The following is a 17672-nucleotide window of genomic DNA, read 5'->3' as shown; positions in this document are numbered from 1 at the left end:
GCACCGCTCCTCCCGCCGCCATCCGGACCGGTCTCATGTTGCGTCTCGCCGCTTGTCTCCTCGCCGGGTTCGTCCTCGCCGGCCCCGCCGCCGCGCAGACCCTGCGCTACGGCATGATGGAGGATCCGGACGCCCTCGACCCGACGCTCGCCCGGACCTTCGCGAGCCGGATGGTGTTCGCGGCGCTCTGCGACAAGCTCGTGGATATCGGGCCCGATCTGAAGCCGGTGCCGCAGCTCGCCACCTCCTGGGAGCTGTCGCCCGACGAGAAGGCGCTGACCATGCACCTGCGCCCGGGTGTCCTGTTCCACGACGGCGAGAAGCTCGACGCCGCGGCGGCCAAGTTCTCGATCGAGCGGCACATGAAGATGCCGGGCTCGCAGCGCCGCTCGGAGATCGCGCCGATCGACTCGGTGGACGTCGTCGACGACCTGACCTTCCGGATCAACCTGAAGCAGCCCTTCGCGCCGCTGCTGGCGCAGTTCACCGACCGGGCCGGCATGATGGTCTCGCCCAAGGCCGCCGAACGGCTCGGCGACAAGTTCGCCACCGCGCCGGTCTGCGCCGGACCGTACAAGTTCGTGGAGCGGGTGCCGCAGGACCGGATCGTGGTCGAGCGCTTTCCCGACTACTGGAACAAGGACGCGATCCACATCCAGCGGGTCGAGTTCCGGCCGATCCCCGACGCCACCGTGCGGCTCACCAACCTGCGCGCCGGGCAGCTCGACCTGCTTGAACGGCTCGCCCCCACCGACGTGGCGCAGGTGAAGCGCGACGCCAAGCTGAAGCTCGACTCGACCACCGAGCTCGGCTTCCAGGAGATCCTGTTCAACCCCAACAAGGCCGGCTCGCCGGTCTCCGACCCGAAGGTGCGCGCCGCCTTCGAGGCGGCCATCGACCGCAACGCCATCAACCAGGTCGTCTACAACGGCGAGTTCCTGGCCGGGAACCAGTGGGTCAACCCGAAGAACCCGAACTACGTCGCCGAGTACCCGATCCCGAAGCGGGACGTCGCCAAGGCCAAGGCGCTGCTGGCCGAAGCCGGCAAGCCGAACCCGCAGATCACCCTGACCGTCTACGCCAACAGCGAGTCGCCGCAGGTGGGCCAGGTGATCCAGGCCATGACCAAGGAGGCGGGCTTCGACGTGAAGATCCAGGCCGTGGACTTCACCACCGCGCTCGATGCCGCCGACAAGGGCAATTACGAGGCGCAGCTCTATTCCTGGAGCGGCCGCTCGGACCCGGACGGCAACACGTTCAGCTTCCTGGCCTGCAAGGCGGCGCTGAACTATCCCAAGTACTGCAGCCCCGAGGCCGACGCGGCGCTCCAGGCCGAGCGCGGCACCGTCGATCCGGCCAAGCGCAAGGCCGCCTGGAAGGCCCTGGCCGATCAGGTCCTGAAGGACCGGCCGGGCATCTACATTCTGCACCGCAAGCTGCTCTGGGCCTACAGCCAGAAGATCACGGGCTTCGTGCCCTACCCGGACGGGCTGGTGCGCTTCACCGGGCTGAAGCTGAACTGATGCTGCGGTTCCTGGCGCGTCGCCTCGCCCTGGCGGTCCCGACCCTGATCCTCGCCTCGATGATCATCTTCGCCCTGCAGCAATTGCTGCCGGGCGACGTCGCCACCGCGCTCACCGGCGAGGAGCGCGACCCGCAGGTGATCGCCTTCATCCGCGAGAAGTACCACCTCGATGAGCCCCTGCCGGTGCGCTACGCGTACTGGGCCGGCGGCGTGCTGCGGGGCGATCTCGGCGAGTCGATCCGGCTGCAGAAGCCGGTCTCGGAGCTGATCGTCGAGAAGCTGCCGGTGACGCTGGAACTCGCCTGCCTCGCCATGCTGGTGGCGCTCGCCATCGGCGTGCCCATGGGCGTGCTCTCGGCGGTCAGGCGCGGTCAGGCCGCCGACACGATCGCCAACGGCGTGGCCCTCTGGGGGCTGTCGGTGCCCAATTTCTGGCTCGGGATCCTGCTGATCCTGCTGTTCTCGGTCGAGCTCGGCTGGCTGCCGGCCTCCGGCTACGTCTCGCCCTTCGAGAGCCTGTCGGACAACCTCGCCGCCATGGTGATGCCGGCCTTCGTGCTCGGCAACGCCATCGCGGCGGTGATGATGCGCCACACCCGCGCGGCGATGCTGGGCGTGCTGGGCTCCGACTACGTCCGCACGGCCCGCGCCAAGGGCGTCTCGCCCCTGCGCGTTACCCTCCGGCACGCGCTGCCCAACGCCGCGATCCCGATCATCACCCTCGGCGCGCTGGAGTTCGGTCAGCTCCTGTCCGGGGCGGTGCTCACCGAGCAAGTGTTCTCCGTGCCGGGCTTCGGCAAGCTGATGGTCGATGCCGTCTTCAACCGGGACTTCGCCACCGTGCAGGGCGTCGTGATCTGCACGGCGGCCACCTACATCGCCCTGAACCTCGCCGCCGACCTGCTCTCGGCCGCCGTCAATCCGAAGCTGAGGCGGGCATGAGCACCGGCAGCGAGATCGCCCGCGCCGAGGCGGTCGGCCTGGAGTCCGCCCCGTCCGGTACCCCCGCCCCCGCCATCCTTCAGGAACCCGGCACCCGCGCGGCCTTCTGGCGGCGCCTGCGCGCGCGCCGGAGCGCGGTCGCGGGCCTCATCATCGTCGGCCTGCTGGTGCTGATGGCGGCGTTCGCGCCCTGGATCGCCCCCTACGACCCCACCGCCACCGACTGGGGCAATGTCCGCGGCGCGCCGAGCCTCGCGCACCCGTTCGGCGGCGACGAGGTCGGGCGCGACGTGCTCTCGCGGATCATCTTCGGCGCCCGGGCCTCGCTCGGCGCCGGCCTCGTCTCGGTGGCGCTGGCCGTCTCCCTCGGCCTGCCCCTCGGCCTGCTCGCCGGCTACGCGGGCGGCTGGATCGACGGCGCGATCTCCCGGCTCACCGACGCGCTCCTGGCGATCCCGTTCCTGATCCTGGCGATCGCGCTGGCCGCCTTCCTGGGCCCGAGCCTCGTCAACGCGATGATCGCCATCGGCCTGTCGGCGACCTCGACCTTCATCCGGCTGACCCGGGCGCAGGTGCGCGCCGTGGCGGCGGAGGAGTTCGTGGAGGCGGCCCGCGCCATGGGCAACCCGCCCTGGCGGATCGCTCGGGTCCACATCCTGCCCAACATCGTCCCGGCGATCCTCGTCCAGGCGACCCTCACCATCGCGGCCGCGATCATCGCGGAGGCGAGCCTGTCGTTCCTGGGCCTCGGCCAGCAGCCGCCGGAACCGTCCTGGGGCGCGATGCTCAACACCGCCAAGAACTTCATGGACGAGGCGCCCTGGATGGCGATCTGGCCGGGCCTGTCGATCTTCCTGGCGGTGCTCGCCTTCAACCTGTTCGGCGACGGATTGCGGGACGCCCTCGACCCGAGGCAGCGCACATGACCAAGCCCCTCCTCGACGTCCGCGACCTCGCGGTCGCCTTCGACACCGACGGCGGCGCGGTCCACGCGGTCAACGGCGTGTCCTACACCCTGCACGAGGGCGAGACGCTGGGGATCGTCGGCGAGTCGGGCTCCGGCAAGAGCGTGCACGTGCTCGCCATGCTGGGCCTGATCCCGCGCCCGCCCGGCCGCATCACCGGCGGGCAGGTGCTGTTCGAGGGCCGCGACCTCCTCGCCCTGAAGGAGCGGGAACTCCGAAAGATCCGCGGCGGCGCGATTGGCTTCGTCTTCCAGGACCCGATGAGCTCGCTCAACCCCGGCATGACCGTGGCGGCGCAGATCGTCGAGCCCCTGCGCATCCATCTGGGCCTCGACGCCCGCGCGGCCCGTGCCCGGGCGAAGGAGCTGCTCGACCTCGTGCGCATCCCGAATGCGGGTTCCCGCCTCGATCAGTACCCGCACGAATTCTCCGGCGGCCAGCGCCAGCGGGTCATGATCGCCATCGGTCTCAGCTGCCGCCCGAAGCTGCTCATCGCCGACGAGGCGACCACCGCCCTCGACGTCACCGTCCAGGCCGAGATCGTCGCCCTGGTGCAGGAGCTGAAGCGCGAGCTCGGCATGGCGATCATCTGGATCACCCACGATCTCGGCGTGGTGGCCGGCATCAGCGACACCGTGCAGGTGATGTATGCCGGCCGGATCCTGGAACGCGGCCCGGTCGACGACATCTTCTCGGATCCGCGCAACGCCTACACGCTGGGGCTGCTGCGCTCCCTGCCGGACCTGTCCGGCGGCCGGGCCGGGCGGCGGCGCCTGCACCAGATCGAGGGCGCGCCGCCGGACATGCGCCACCCGCCGCCGGGCGATCCCTTCGCGCCGCGCAACGCCTTCGCCACGCCCCGCTGCCGGGCCGAGATGCCGTCCCTGGCGCAGGCGCCCGGTGCCGCTCCGGGCCACCTCGTCGCCGCCTGGTACGACCTGCCGAAGCTCCTGAGCCGGGAGGCCGCACGATGAGCGGGCAGGATTACCCGGTCGTCTCGGTGCGCGACCTGTCCAAGCACTATCCCCTCCGCTCGTGGTGGGGCGGCAAGGCCTCGGTGTTCCGCGCCGTCGAGGGGGTCAGCTTCGACATCCGCCCCGGAGAGACCCTCGGCCTCGTCGGCGAATCCGGGTCCGGCAAGTCGACCATCGGCCGGGCCGTGACCATGCTCAACCCGCCGACCTCGGGCACGATCGCCTTCGAGGGCACCGACCTCGCCAAGCTCTCGGCGGGGGCGATGCGGAGGATGCGCGCGCGCATCCAGACCGTGTTCCAGGACCCCTACGCGGCCCTAAACCCGCGGATGAGCGCCGGGGAGTACGTCGCGGAGGCCTTCAAGCTGCACCGGCGGGATATGCGGGGTCCGGAGCGGCGGGAGGCCGTAGCGGCCCTGTTCCAGCGGGTCGGACTCGATCCGCGCTTCATGGGGCGCTACCCGCACCAGTTCTCGGGCGGCCAGCGGCAGCGCATCTGCATCGCCCGGGCGATCGCCCTGAAACCCAGCTTCATCGTCGCCGACGAGCCGATCGCGGCGCTCGACGTCTCGATCCAGGCGCAGGTGGTGAACCTGCTTCAGGATCTGCAGGACGAGATGGGCCTCTCCTACCTGTTCATCTCCCACGACCTGCGGATGGTGCGCTACCTCTGCCACCGGGTGGCGGTGCTCTGGCGCGGGCGGATCGTCGAACTCGCCGAGGCCGATGCCCTCTACGAGGATCCGCGCCATCCCTACACGCGCCGCCTGCTCGCCGCCGTGCCGGTCCCGCACCCGGCCGAGGAGCGCGCCCGCCTCGCCGCGCGGGACCTCGCCGGCCACGACCAGCCGCCGGATGGGCCGCTCACCGAGGTGGCGCCGGGGCACTGGGTGGCGCTGCCCGCGGGGCAGCACGCGTGACAGGCTTACATTCTCTTTCCCGCCCTCCTCCCTCATCCTGAGGTGCGAGCGCAGCGAGCCTCGCGGGATAGCTCAGGCCGGCCTTGGGATCCCTGGGGCCCTCCTCCGAGGCCTCCGCTGCGCTCCTACACCTCAGGATGAGGTCGCGTCTTGGATCAAGCCATCCCGTCTCCCTGAGGCGGTCATCACAGCAGGACATCCCGTGAGAGACTTCTCCGCCCCCGGCCGCTCCCCGGTCTACGCCGCCAACGCCGCCGTCGCGACCTCGCACCCGCTGTCGACGCTCGCCGCCGTCGAGGTGCTGCGCGCGGGCGGCAACGCCGTCGATGCCGGCATCGCGGCGGTGGCCGTGCAATGCGTGGTCGATCCGCTGATGACCGGCATCGGCGGCGACTGCTTCGCCCTCTACGCCCCCGCCGGCGCCAGCAAGCCGATCGCCCTCGACGGCTCGGGCCGGGCGCCGGCCGCCGCCACGCCCGAATGGTACGCCGAGCACGGCGTCGGGATCACGCCGACCTCGCCGCACGCCGTGACGGTGCCGGGCGCGGTCGCGGCCTGGGACCTGCTGGTGCGCGAGCACGGCACCCGCTCCCTCGGCGAGCTGCTCCAGCCGGCGATCCGCTACGCGGAGGACGGGTTCGTCGTCCAGCAGCGGGTGGGCTGGGACTGGCTGCGCGGCGCCGAGCGCGTCGCCGCGGACCCGCACGCCGCCGAGACCTACCTGCCCGGCGGGAGACCGCCGGCGATCGGCAGCGTCGTCCGTCTGCCGAAGCTCGCCGCGACGCTCCGGGCGATCGCCGAGGCGGGTGCGCGCGCCTTCTACACGGGCCCCGTCGCCGAGGACATGGTGAGCCGGCTGAACGCCCTCGGCGGCCTGCACACCCTGGACGACTTCGCGGCCGCCAGGCCCGACATCGTCACGCCGGTCTCGACCCGCTACCGCGGCTACGACGTCTACGAGTGCCCGCCCGCCGGCCAGGGGCTGGCGGCGCTGATGATGCTCAACGTGCTCTCGCACTACGACGTCGGCGCCCTCTCGGACCTCGACCGGCTCCACCTCTTCGCCGAGGTGTGCAAGCAGGGCTACCATCACCGCGACGTCCTGTTCGGCGACGCCGCCCTCGCCAACGTGCCGATCGAGCACCTGCTCTCCGACGCCTGGAAAGCCGCCGCCCACGGGGCGATCGACATGGGCCGGGCCCGGGAGCCCGAGATCTATCCCGAGATCGCCCGCGAGATGGCCGAGGGCCGCGCCCACAAGGACACGGTCTATCTCTGCGTGGTCGACCGGGACGGCAACGCGCTGTCGCTGATCAACTCGATCTTCCAGGGCTTCGGCTCCGGCATCCTGGCACCCGAGAGCGGCGTGCTGCTGCACAACCGCGGCCTATCGTTCCGCACGGAGGGCGGCCACCCGAACAGCGTCGGGCCGGGCAAGCGGCCGATGCACACGATCATCCCGGGCATGCTGATGAAGGACGGGCAGGCCGTCGCGCCGTTCGGCGTCATGGGCGGCCACTACCAGGCCATGGGCCATGTCGAGCTGCTCTCCGGCCTGCTCGACCGGGGCCTCGACGTGCAGGAGGCCCTCGATGCGCCGCGCAGCTTCGCCTACGGCGGCAGCCTGGAGGTGGAAGGCGGGATCCCCGATGCGGTGATGGCGGGGCTCAAGGAGCGCGGCCACCCGGCGATCCGCGCGCCGCTGCCGCTCGGCGGCGGCCAGATCATCTGGATCGACCGGAAGGCCGGCACGCTGGCGGCGGGCTCGGACCCGCGCAAGGATGGGGCGGCGCTGGGGTATTGATGCGTGTGTGAGGATGGGCGCCTCCGGCGCTCATCCTTCGGTGCGGGCAACGGCGAGCCTTGTCAGCACATCGTCTTTGCGAGCGGAGCGAAGCGATCCCGGGTGGCGCCACGCTGAGCGATCGCGTGCTGCCCTGGGCCACTTCGCTCCGCTCGTGATGACGGCGTTGCGGATCGAGACCGCCGATCAGTCGATATCCTCGACCGCCTCGCCGCCGCCGTAGACCCGCTGGGCCAGCGAGGCCTCCATGAACGGGTCGAGGTCGCCGTCGAGCACCTCGTCCGGATCGGTGGACTGGGTGCCGGTGCGCAGGTCCTTCACCAGCTGGTACGGCTGCAGCACGTAGGACCGGATCTGGTGGCCCCAGCCGATATCCGTCTTGGCGGCGGCCTCGGCGTTGGCCTTCTCCTCGCGCTTCTTCAGCTCCAGCTCGTACAGGCGGGCGCGCAGCATGTTCCAGGCGGTCGCCCGGTTCTTGTGCTGCGAACGCTCCTGCTGACATGCCACCACGATCCCGGTGGGATTGTGGGTGATGCGCACCGCCGAGTCGGTGGTGTTGACGTGCTGGCCGCCGGCGCCGGACGACCGGTAGGTGTCGATCCGGCAGTCGGATTCCTTGATCTCGATCTCGATCCGGTCGTCGATCACCGGGTAGACCCAGACGCTGGCGAAGCTGGTGTGCCGCCGCGCGCTGGAATCGTAGGGCGAGATCCGCACCAGCCGGTGCACGCCGGACTCGGTCTTGAGCCACCCGTAGGCGTTGTGGCCCTTGATCAGGAGCGTGGCGCCCTTGATCCCGGCCTCCTCGCCGTCGGTCATCTCGACGACCTCGACCTTGTACTTCCGGCGTTCGGCCCAGCGGGCGTACATGCGCTGGAGCATGTTGGCCCAGTCCTGGCTCTCGGTGCCGCCGGCGCCCGCATGCACTTCGAGATAGGTGTCGAAGCCGTCGGCCTCGCCGGACAGTAGGGTCTCGACCTGCCGGCTCGCGGCCTCCTTCTCGACGGCCAGGATCGCCGCCTCGCCCTCTCGGATCGAGGATTCGTCACCCTCCATCTCGCCGAGTTCGATCAGCGTGGCGCCGTCCTCGAGGTCGCGCTCGAGCTTCTTGATCGCCGTGACGGCCTCGTCGAGCTGCTGGCGCTCGCGCATGACCTTCTGGGCGGCCTCGGCATCGTTCCAGAGGTCGGGGTCCTCGGAGGCTGCGTTCAGCTCCGCGAGGCGTTTATCGACTGTGTCCCAGTCAAAGATGCCTCCTCAGCAGCCCTATAGACTGCTTGGCGGCATCCGAGGCTTGCTCGATCTCGGCGCGCATCTGGTTTTTCGGGGATGGGGTGCGGGGAAGGGGTTTGGTGTCGGGCGGGGGTGATAGCCCCCGGGGACCGACCTGTAAACGCCGCCAAGCCGTCCAACCCTCCCCCCGTGCGGCGCCCGACCGCAGGGATGCGCGCGAGCCGGTCCGCGCCGGGCGCGTTGTCGGGCACGGACGAAGGAGGCTTGTAGATGGCGGATGACGATCACGCGGCGACGTGGAAGGACTTCAACGAGGCCGTCAACATGACGCCGGCCGCGCTGAAGAAGCACCTCGACAGCGACGCCAGCAAGGAGGTCGGCCAGAAGAAGGACGGCAATGAATCGACCGGCCACGAGATGGGCCGGCGCATCCTGGCCATCAAGGACAAGAAGAAAGCGGATCTGACCGACGACGACTACACTGCCATGCGCAAGGTCGTGGGCTACGTCCACCGCCACCTCAAGCAGGGCGGCGCGGCCCGGAAGGATCCGGACTCACCCTGGCGGATGTCGCTGATGAACTGGGGCCACGATCCGCACAAGGATTGAGGCCCCGGAGCGCCCGGCGGCTCAGTACCGCGGCGGCACGATGTAGGACGGGGCGATCACGTACTCCCGCGGCCGCTTGCGCGCGCCGAACCGGCCCTCGGTGATCTGGTCGTTGTAGTAATCGAACCCGGTGTAGCCGAAGCCGCCGCCGTTCATCACCTCGGCCACCGGGACCGCCGGCTGGGCGAGGTCGGGCCGGCCCGGCGGTACGACGACCTGGCAGCAGCCGTCGGTCTCCAGGACGGTCGGGCCGTTCGGGGCGGTGAACACGAAGGCGCGAGGTTGGAAGGGCGCCGCCGGGTAGGCGGCGTCCGAGGCCGAGGCGCCCTGCCCCGCAAGGAGGGCGAGGAGTCCGGCGGCGATCAGGGTCTTGGTGCTCACGCGATGCTCCGTCAGGGGGCCGGACGAGCCGGCATCCGGCCTACAGTCTAGCTGATCGCGGGCGGCTTGTCCGTCGGATCCGAATCGACCGGTTACCGAAATCCCGGGCGGGATCAGCCGCGCGCGCGCAGCACGACCTGCGGGCTCGCCGGAACGGGGCGGCAATCCGTCATGAAGGCGTTGACCGGCAACGGCTTCGAGTCGCACGCGTACACGTCCGCCGGTCCCGGCGCGGGGATCGGATCCCGGGCGATGATCGGGTTCGGCGCGCAGGCCGAGGCCGCGGCGGCGAGCAGCAGGGCGGCAATCAGGTTCAGGCGGCGCATGCGACACTCGGGACGCGGGAAGACCCCCGCACCTGACCCTGGCCATCGCGCCCCGCCCTGACAAGCGCCGGCGCGGGGCGCCGACACCTTTGACCGGGTCTGTCGCCCCGCGGCAACAATCTGCGCGGGCCCGGCTACCCGGCCCGGGCCATCGGCACGACGTTGTGCAGCGTCTTGTCGGTGCCGTCGAAGAACCGCCGGATGTTTCGCGCCGCCTGCCGGATGCGCTGCTCGTTCTCCACGAGGGCGATGCGGACGTACTCGTCGCCGAACTCGCCGAAGCCGATGCCGGGCGCGACCGCCACGTCGGACTTCTCCAGCAGCAGCTTGGAGAATTCGAGGCTGCCCAGCTCCCGGTAGCGCTCGGGGATCGGGACCCAGGCGAACATCGAGGAGGCGGGCGACGGGATGGTCCAGCCGGCCTTGCCGAAGGATTCCACCAGCGCGTCGCGGCGCTTCCTGTAGATGCTGCGCATCTCGTGGATGCAGTCGTCCGGCCCGTTGAGCGCGGCGGTCGCGGCGACCTGGATCGGCGTGAAGGCGCCGTAATCGAGGTAGGACTTCACCCGGGTGAGTGCCGCGAGCAGGCGCTCGTTGCCCACCGCGAAGCCCATCCGCCAGCCGGCCATTGAGTAGGTCTTCGACAGCGAGGTGAACTCCACCGTGCAGTCGATGGCGCCGGGCACCTGCAGGACCGAGGGCGGCGGGTTGTTGTCGAAGTAGACCTCCGCGTAGGCGAGGTCCGACAGCAGGATCAGCTCGTGCTGCTTCGCGAAGGCCACGAGGTCCCGATAGAAGTCGAGGCTCGCCACGTAGGCGGTCGGGTTCGACGGGTAGCACACGACCAGCGCCACCGGCTTCGGGATCGAGTGGCGCATGGCCCGCTCCAGGGCGGGGAACATCGCGGGAGTCGGCTCGGCCGGCACGGAGCGGATGACGCCGCCGGCCATCAGGAAGCCGAAGGCGTGGATCGGGTAGCTCGGGTTCGGCACCAGCACGACGTCGCCCGGCGCGGTGATCGCCTGGGCCATGTTGGCGAACCCTTCCTTCGACCCGAGGGTCGCCACCACCTGGGTGTCGGGGTTCAGGGTCACGCCGAAGCGCCGCTGGTAATAGCCCGCCTGGGCCTTGCGCAGGCCCGCGATGCCCTTGGAGGCCGAGTAGCGATCCGTGCGCGGCCGCCCGGCCGTCTCGCACAGCTTGGCGATCACGTGCTTCGGGGCGTCCAGATCCGGGTTGCCCATGCCGAGATCGATGATGTCGGCGCCCTGCGCTCGGGCGGCGGCCTTGATCCGGTTGACCTGCTCGAAGACGTAGGGCGGCAGTCGCTTGATGCGGTGGAAGTCGGTCATGGGCGTGTCCATCGGCGCGTCCCGGATCCGGCGTCTCTCGTCTGGGCCGGTCGGGCGAACCACTTGCTCTAGCAGAGTTGCGGGCCGTCGCCGACCCAGAAAAAGGGCCGGCTATTGCGGCGCCGCCGGGGCCGGCTTGATGGTGGCGGCCGCGCCCCGCCCGGCGCTCGCGGCGGCGCGGCCCCGGGCCTCGTTGCGTCCGCGGGCGCCCTCCAGCTCCGCCTCCAGGGCCTTCTGGCCCGTGACCGACTTGGCCCGGACCGGCCGCTTCGGCGCGTCGACGCCCACCGGCATGAAGTCGGGCTGCACCTTGCTGCGCGTGTCCGCGACGAAATCCGGGGCCGCGACGACCCGCGGCCCGTAGCCTGCATCGGAGGCCAGCGAGCGGACGACGTCGCCCGAGCAGGCCCCGAGCGCGCCGACCAGCACGCCCAGGCCGGCCACGCGCGTCAGGCGGCGCAGCGGACCGGCGCGACGCGGGCGGACGGCGGGGTTCAAAATGGCACGATCCATCGTCACATGCGTATGAAAAGATCGGCCGGATGTTTCGGCGACGTCCTGAGCCGGGCTGGCGAAAACTCTGGCTCGCTCCTTATTTTGTCGGAAACGAGGCCCGCGCCATCGGGTCAACAGATGAAGCACAGGGAGGCACGTTTGACGAGCCCGCAGGCGCCGGATCGGACCGCCCCTCCGAAGTCGGTCTCGAACGGCGCGATGCCGGACGGCACGGTCGCCCCGATGCCGGATTTCGAGGCGCTCTCCCGAAATGCCGGGCAGTTCGTCGAGGCGATGGGGCGCAACGTCGCCCGCCTCCTCGGGCCCGAGGGCCAAGCGGGCGCGCCCGGCAGCGAGATGAACGAGGCGGCCAAGGTGCTCGGTCAGGTGGCCGAGGCCTGGCTCGCCGACCCGAACCGCAGCGCCGAGGCGCAGGCCCGCCTGGCGCAGGCCTTCCTGTCGCTCTGGGGCTCCACCTACCTGCGCCTGCAGGGCCAGCCCGCCGATCCGGTGGCGCTGCCCGAGCCCCGGGACGCGCGATTCGCCCATGCCGAGTGGTCGACCAACCCGTATTTCGATTTCATCAAGCAGGCCTACCTGCTCGCAACCCGCTGGGCCGAGAGCCTCGTGGACGAGGCCGAGGGTCTCGACGCGCATACCCGCCACAAGGCGCAGTTCTACCTGCGCCAGCTCACCAGCATGCTGTCGCCCTCGAACTTCCTGCCGACCAACCCGGAGCTGATCCGCCACACCCTGCAGGAGAACGGCGCCAACCTCGTCCGCGGCCTCAAGATGTACGAGGAGGATCTGCAGGCCGGCGGCGGGCAGCTGCGGGTACGCCAGACCGACCCGAGCGGGTTCGAGGTCGGCCGCAACATGGCGGTCACCCCCGGCGAGGTGGTGTTCCGCAACGACCTGATCGAGCTGATCCAGTACGCGCCGACCACCGAGACCGTGCTGCGGCGCCCGTTCCTGATGGTCCCGCCCTGGATCAACAAGTTCTACATCCTCGATCTCAACCCCCAGAAGAGCTTCTTCAAGTGGATGGTCGATCAGGGGCTGACGGTCTTCTGCATCTCCTGGGTGAACCCGGATACGCGCCACGCCGACAAGGACTTCGAGTCCTACATGCGCGAGGGGATCGAGGCGGCCATCGACGCGATCGGCGTCGCCACCGGCGAGAACGAGGTCACGGCGGCGGGCTACTGCGTCGGCGGCACGCTGCTCGCCGTGACGCTCGCCATGCAGGCCGCGACCGGCAACCGCCGGATCAAGAGCGCGACGCTGCTCACCACGCAGGTCGACTTCACCCACGCGGGCGACCTGAAGGTCTTCGCCGACGAGGAGCAGATCCGCCAGGTCGAGGCGCGCATGGCCGAGCAGGGCTATCTCGAGGGCGCCCGGATGGCGAACGCCTTCAACATGCTCCGGCCGAACGACCTGATCTGGCCCTATGTCGTGAACAACTACATCAAGGGTAAGGCGCCCTCGGCCTTCGACCTGCTGTACTGGAATTCCGACGCCACCCGGATGCCGGCGGCCAACCATTCCTTCTACCTGCGCAACTGCTACCTCAACAACACGCTGGCGCAGGGCCGAATGGTGCTGGGCAACGTCCGCCTCGACCTCCGGAAGGTGCAGGTTCCGATCTTCAACCTCGCCACCCGCGAGGACCACATCGCGCCGGCGCTGTCGGTCTTCGAGGGCTCGAAGGTGTTCGGCGGCAAGGTCGATTTCGTGCTCGCGGGCTCGGGCCACATCGCCGGCGTGATCAACCCGCCGTCCAAGCCGAAATACGGCTACTGGACCGGCGGCCCCGTGAAGGGGACGCTCGAAGAGTGGATCAGGGCCGCGGTCGAGACCAAGGGCTCGTGGTGGCCCTACTGGTTCCAGTGGATCGAGGCGCAGGCTCCGGAGCGGGTGCCCGCCCGTCAGCCGGGCGGCGACGCTCTTCAATCCCTGGGCCCCGCGCCCGGGACCTACGTGCGGATGCGCGCCTGAGGCGCGCGACGCGCGCGGGTCGACGGGTGATCGGCCGCGACGATCACGGAGCCGCCCCGCCATCACGAGCGGAGCGACGTCACCCAGGGCAGCGCGACACCTGTCAGCGCGGCGCTGCCCTGGATCGCTTCGCTGCGCTCGCAACGACGGCGGCAGCGAAGCACGCAACCTGAGCTGGCTGTCAGTACTTCCGCACGAGCGGCGCCGGAGCCGGGGCCGGCGGCGCGCCGAAGACGTAGCGGAAGCCCACCGAGACGATGTCGGCGCTGGAATCCACCACGCCCGCGAAGGCGATGTTGCTGATGTTGTAGTCGCGGCCGATGCCCGCGAGGATCCGCGAGCGGTCCAGGAAGAAGTGCGAGTAGGCGAGGTTCAGCGTCAGCTGCTGGCTCCAGCGGTAGCTCGCGCCGACCGAGACGTTGTACCGGTCGCCGTCCGGCAGGCGCACCGAGCGGTTCCGGAAGTCGATGGGCGAGGTCTCGTAGGCGAAGCCGGTCCGCAGCGTCAGGTTCGGCGAGGCGTCGTACTCGGCGCCGATCGCGTAGGTGAACCCGTCCTTGTAGTTGAGCGGCAGGTTGTTCACCGGCAGGCCGATCGTCTTCGACACGATGCCGATGGTGCCGAGCCTCGACCAGTTGTCCCACTCGAAGCCGAGATTCACCCGCGCCACCGGCGAGACCGCCTGGGTCAGGCCGACGCTCAGCTTGTCGGGCGTGTTCAGCTTGGCGCGGACCTGCCCAGCCAGCGGCGCCAGGGCGACGAGCGGCACGCCGATCGAGCCGTCGATGTCGTGGTGCACCGAGGAGCGGTAGCCGATGCCCAGCACGGTCCCGTCGCGGGGCGTCAGGGTGGCGCCGGCGGTGAAGCCCGCGCCCCAGGACTCGCCCTTGAGGAAGGAGCTCGGGTACGAGGTCGGCAGGATGCCGGGGATCGGCAGCGCCTGCCGGAGGGTCAGGCGGAAATACTCGATGTTCGGGCCGGCCGCGATCGAGAGCCACTCGTTGACCTTGAAGCCGATGACCGGGTTGATCGCCAGCGAGAAGATCCGCGACGAGCGCCCGTAGACCTCGCCGGCCCACACGTCGCGCGGCTTGGTCACGAGGCCGAACGGGGCCCCGGTGGAGAGGCCGAGCCAGAGGCGGTCGTTGAGCTGATAGGACGTGGCGCCCGCCGGCACGACGGCGCCCTGGCCCAGCTCACCCGAGCCGCCCAGCCGCGCGAAGCCCGGATTGGTGCCCGGCGCGGGCCGGATCTCCGAGGAGAGGCCGATATAGGTGAAGTTCTGCTCCGCGACGAAGCCCGGGTTCATCGTGATCGTCGCGGGATTCCAGAAGATCGACGAGACGCCGCCCGATCCCGACGCCGCGCCCGCGAAGGCCAGTCCCTGGGCCTCGGTGCTCTGCTCCCGGATCCCGAACGCCCCCGCCTGCACCTGCCCGGCGCCGAGGATCACCGCCGTCGCCGCCAGCATCGCAGCGCGAACCGTCCCGCCCATCTGTTCCCCCAAGCCTTCGTTCTGCTGGGCGCCGTCGATTGTTCGAGACCCGTTATGCGGCGACCTTTCGTGCATGGTGCCGTTTTCGGGCGCAGGACCGCAATGACCCTGATCATTTTCGGCACCGAGAGGAATAACAGTAGATTACGATCGGTAAACGGCACCTTCACAAGCGAAAGCGCGCGATCATCGAGACTCTTCAGTCTTGATCCGGGGTCTCGCACCGAGACGGCGGCAGGAACAATATATCCAGATGTCGCCGACCCTGCACTTTTCCGCCGTCCTGTGGCCCGGCTGCGACACCCGATGGGCGGACCCGTAGCCGCGGCCGGCCTTGCACCCGGGTCGAGGCCCGGCCATGGTCCCGGCGTCCGGCGCAGACCGGTTCAGGGAAGGATGAGGAGTGCGACCATGAAGCTCTTCCGGCACGGCCCGAGCGGCGACGAGAAGCCCGGCCTCGTGGATGCCAGCGGGGGGCTGCGCGACCTGTCGGGCATCGTGCGCGACATCGCCGGGCCGGCCCTCGCGCCCGACTCGCTCGCGCGGCTGCGCGCGCTGGATCCCGAGACCCTGCCGAAGCTGCCTCCGGACGTGCGCCTCGGCCCCTGCGTCGGCGGCACCCGGAACGTCGTCGCCATCGGCCTGAACTTCGCCGATCACGCCGCCGAGACCGGCTCGCCGATCCCCGCGGAACCGATCATCTTCAACAAAGCCCCGTCCAGCCTGTGCGGGCCGAACGACACGGTCATCATCCCGAAGGGGTCGCACAGCACCGACTGGGAGGTTGAGCTCGCCGTGGTGATCGGGCGGCGCGCCAGCTATGTCCACGCCAACGAGGCGCTGAGCTACGTGGCGGGCGCCTGCATCTGCAACGACGTCTCCGAGCGCGAATGGCAGATGAACCGCGGTCCGACCTGGACGAAGGGCAAGAGCGCGCCGACCTTCGGCCCCCTCGGGCCCTGGCTGGTGACGCTCGACGAGATTCCCGACCTGAAGAACCTCGCCATGAGCCTCGACGTGAACGGCGAGCGCCGGCAGACCGGCTCGACCGCCACGATGATCTTCGACGTTCCCCAGCTCGTCGCCTACACGTCGCACTTCATGCTGCTGGAGCCGGGCGACGTGATCACCACCGGCACGCCGCCGGGCGTCGGCCTCGGCATGAAGCCGCCGCGCTACCTCAAGGCCGGGGACGAGATGGTCCTGCGCATCGACCGGCTCGGCGAGCAGCGCCAGAAGGTCATCGCGTTCGACGACTGGACCGCCAAGGTCTCGGCCGGGGAGCCGACGGACTGACAGGCTGGGCCGCCGCCTGCGCCCGGGCGGCGGCCTGTTCTCCGGGACACCCCACCGATATCGGTGATCGCCCGACGCCGGGTCCGGACGGGGTTTCTACATACCCTCGATTGAATTCTGATTTTATTTTAACATTGCAAGTTAGATCAGGAATATCGGCCAATTAAGACAGCGTTATAGCATCGATGTAAAATGCCCGCATCGCCGATCGGGCCAGACATGACGACCAACATTGATTTTTCAAGAGGCCGGACGTTCAGATCGGAGTCCGAGCCGCCGACGCTCAGGTCGATCGAGATCCTGGCCGATGCCGTGAAGCAGGCGGCTCAGGAGAAGACAGGTCGGATCCGGCGGATCACGGCGCGGACCAAGATCCTCGCCCTCAACGCCCTCATCGAGGCCGCACGGGCGGGAGACGAGGGACGCGGCTTCGCGGTCGTCGCCCAGGAGGTGCGCGCCCTCGGCGAGTCCGTGGACGTCATCGCCGGCGAGCTGGAGCTTCACCTGGCGGGCCGCATCGTCGAGCTGCAACGCACCGTCGAGACGATGGCGGGCCGCGTCCAGGGTGAGCGGCTGGTCGATCTCGCGCTCAACGCGGTCGAGCTGATCGATCGCAATCTCTACGAGCGCACCTGCGACGTGCGCTGGTGGGCGACCGACGCCGCCGTCGTGACCTGCGCGGCCGATCCCGGCCCGGCCGCGGCGGCCCTCGCGGGCGAGCGCCTCGGCATCATCCTCTCGGCCTACACCGTCTATCTCGATCTCTGGGTCTGCGACCTGGACGGCCGCATCCTCGCGACCGGCCGCGCCGATCGCTATCCCGGCCTGCGGGGCCGGAGCGTCGCGGGGGAAGCGTGGTTCCGGGACGCGCTCGCCCTGCAGAGCGGCGACGCCTTCGTGTGCGCCGACGTGCGTCGGGAGGAGGCGCTGGGCGGCGCGCAGGTGGCCACCTACGCGGCGAGCGTGCGGGCGGACGGCCGGGCGAACGGCGCCCCGCTCGGCGTCCTGGCGATCCACTTCGACTGGGCGCCGCAGGCGCACGCGATCGTCTCCGGGATCCGCGTCGCGCCGGAAGACCGCGACCGCACCCGCGCGCTGCTGGTCGACGCCGGCGGCCGGGTGCTGGCCGCCTCGGACCAGGCCGGGCTCCTGACCGAACGGGTCTCCTGCCGGATGGACGGCCAGACGAGCGGCGTCGCGCGGGATCCGCGGACCGGCACGGTCACGGCGTTCCATCGGACACCGGGCTACGAGACGTATCGCGGGCTGGGCTGGTACGGCATGATCGTCCAGACCGACCCCTCGGTCGGGCGTTCGGGCGCGCGGCCCGCTTGATTTCTGGCCGCCGATCCGG

At 70.2% G+C, this 17672-nt stretch carries 16 protein-coding genes; 10 read left to right on the top strand and 6 right to left on the bottom strand.

Annotated elements, in window-relative coordinates:
- Window positions 1-35: 35 nt before the first annotated feature.
- From BKE41_RS27395 to ggt, 6 genes are all read left to right on the top strand, one after another.
- Window positions 36-1523, top strand: coding sequence for an ABC transporter substrate-binding protein (locus BKE41_RS27395; protein WP_063111952.1), 1488 nt, complete (start codon window positions 36-38; stop codon window positions 1521-1523).
- Window positions 1523-2467: an ABC transporter permease gene (locus BKE41_RS27390; RefSeq protein ID WP_012321987.1), complete on the top strand. Its 945-nt coding sequence runs from the start codon at window positions 1523-1525 to the stop codon at window positions 2465-2467. The genes BKE41_RS27395 and BKE41_RS27390 overlap by 1 nt, the downstream gene beginning before the upstream one ends.
- Window positions 2464-3393 carry an ABC transporter permease gene (locus BKE41_RS27385; RefSeq protein WP_071000428.1) on the top strand — a complete coding sequence of 310 codons (930 nt, stop codon included), beginning with the start codon at window positions 2464-2466 and terminating at the stop codon, window positions 3391-3393. The genes BKE41_RS27390 and BKE41_RS27385 overlap by 4 nt, the downstream gene beginning before the upstream one ends.
- Window positions 3390-4406, top strand: a complete 1017-nt coding sequence (locus BKE41_RS27380) for an ABC transporter ATP-binding protein (protein ID WP_071000427.1) — start codon at window positions 3390-3392, stop codon at window positions 4404-4406. The genes BKE41_RS27385 and BKE41_RS27380 overlap by 4 nt, the downstream gene beginning before the upstream one ends.
- Window positions 4403-5326, top strand: coding sequence for an ATP-binding cassette domain-containing protein (locus BKE41_RS27375; RefSeq protein WP_043074913.1), 924 nt, complete (start codon window positions 4403-4405; stop codon window positions 5324-5326). The genes BKE41_RS27380 and BKE41_RS27375 overlap by 4 nt, the downstream gene beginning before the upstream one ends.
- 202 nt (window positions 5327-5528) lie before the next feature.
- Entirely contained in the window at window positions 5529-7130 is a 1602-nt protein-coding gene (ggt, locus tag BKE41_RS27370) for a gamma-glutamyltransferase (protein WP_059408845.1), read from the top strand.
- 186 nt (window positions 7131-7316) lie between these two features.
- On the opposite strand, the gene prfB is transcribed toward ggt, so the two are convergent.
- Window positions 7317-8445, bottom strand: a protein-coding gene (prfB, locus tag BKE41_RS27365) for a peptide chain release factor 2 (RefSeq protein WP_106427873.1) whose coding sequence is annotated in 2 segments (ribosomal slippage) — window positions 7317-8375 and window positions 8377-8445 — 1128 coding nt in all. Because the reading frame shifts where the segments join, the coding sequence is not laid out codon by codon here.
- A gap of 188 nt (window positions 8446-8633) precedes the next feature.
- On the opposite strand from prfB, the gene BKE41_RS27360 reads away from it, so the two are divergent.
- Window positions 8634-8972, top strand: a complete 339-nt coding sequence (locus tag BKE41_RS27360) for a DUF3140 domain-containing protein (RefSeq protein ID WP_071000426.1) — start codon at window positions 8634-8636, stop codon at window positions 8970-8972.
- 21 nt (window positions 8973-8993) lie between these two features.
- Here the strand turns inward: BKE41_RS27360 and BKE41_RS27355 are convergent, their stop codons facing one another.
- The 4 genes from BKE41_RS27355 to BKE41_RS27340 all read right to left on the bottom strand — a co-directional run bounded on the left by BKE41_RS27355 (window position 8994) and on the right by BKE41_RS27340 (window position 11529).
- The gene (locus tag BKE41_RS27355; RefSeq protein WP_043074910.1) at window positions 8994-9353 is read right to left on the bottom strand and encodes a hypothetical protein; all 360 of its coding nucleotides are present in this window, start codon (window positions 9351-9353) and stop codon (window positions 8994-8996) included.
- A 113-nt stretch (window positions 9354-9466) separates the two neighbouring features.
- Window positions 9467-9679: a hypothetical protein gene (locus BKE41_RS27350; protein ID WP_012321979.1), complete on the bottom strand. Its 213-nt coding sequence runs from the start codon at window positions 9677-9679 to the stop codon at window positions 9467-9469.
- 134 nt (window positions 9680-9813) lie between these two features.
- Complete coding sequence (locus BKE41_RS27345; RefSeq protein ID WP_024828312.1) at window positions 9814-11031, bottom strand: LL-diaminopimelate aminotransferase; 1218 nt, start codon at window positions 11029-11031, stop codon at window positions 9814-9816.
- Window positions 11032-11142: 111 nt separating this feature from the next.
- Window positions 11143-11529: a hypothetical protein gene (locus BKE41_RS27340; protein WP_106427872.1), complete on the bottom strand. Its 387-nt coding sequence runs from the start codon at window positions 11527-11529 to the stop codon at window positions 11143-11145.
- A gap of 156 nt (window positions 11530-11685) precedes the next feature.
- Here BKE41_RS27340 and phaC point away from each other — a divergent pair, with 156 nt between their 5' ends.
- A complete protein-coding gene (gene phaC / locus BKE41_RS27335; protein WP_012321976.1) occupies window positions 11686-13527 on the top strand; it encodes a class I poly(R)-hydroxyalkanoic acid synthase in 1842 nt (613 codons plus the stop codon).
- A gap of 181 nt (window positions 13528-13708) precedes the next feature.
- Here phaC and BKE41_RS27330 read toward each other — a convergent pair whose 3' ends face one another.
- On the bottom strand, window positions 13709-14998 hold the full coding sequence (locus BKE41_RS27330) for an OmpP1/FadL family transporter (protein ID WP_244413137.1): 1290 nt from the start codon (window positions 14996-14998) through the stop codon (window positions 13709-13711).
- 435 nt (window positions 14999-15433) lie between these two features.
- Between BKE41_RS27330 and BKE41_RS27325 the strand changes: the two genes are divergently transcribed.
- Together BKE41_RS27325 and BKE41_RS32510 are read left to right on the top strand one after the other, a co-directional pair.
- On the top strand, window positions 15434-16318 hold the full coding sequence (locus BKE41_RS27325; protein WP_012321974.1) for a fumarylacetoacetate hydrolase family protein: 885 nt from the start codon (window positions 15434-15436) through the stop codon (window positions 16316-16318).
- 219 nt (window positions 16319-16537) lie between these two features.
- Window positions 16538-17653, top strand: a complete 1116-nt coding sequence (locus BKE41_RS32510; protein WP_107645324.1) for a methyl-accepting chemotaxis protein — start codon at window positions 16538-16540, stop codon at window positions 17651-17653.
- Window positions 17654-17672: the final 19 nt, after the last annotated feature.

The sequence above is a fragment of the Methylobacterium sp. C1 genome (genome assembly GCF_001854385.1).
Classification (GTDB): Bacteria; Pseudomonadota; Alphaproteobacteria; order Rhizobiales; family Beijerinckiaceae; genus Methylobacterium; species Methylobacterium radiotolerans.
Note: the sequence above shows the minus strand (reverse complement) of the source record. Positions and strands in the feature narration are given on the sequence as shown.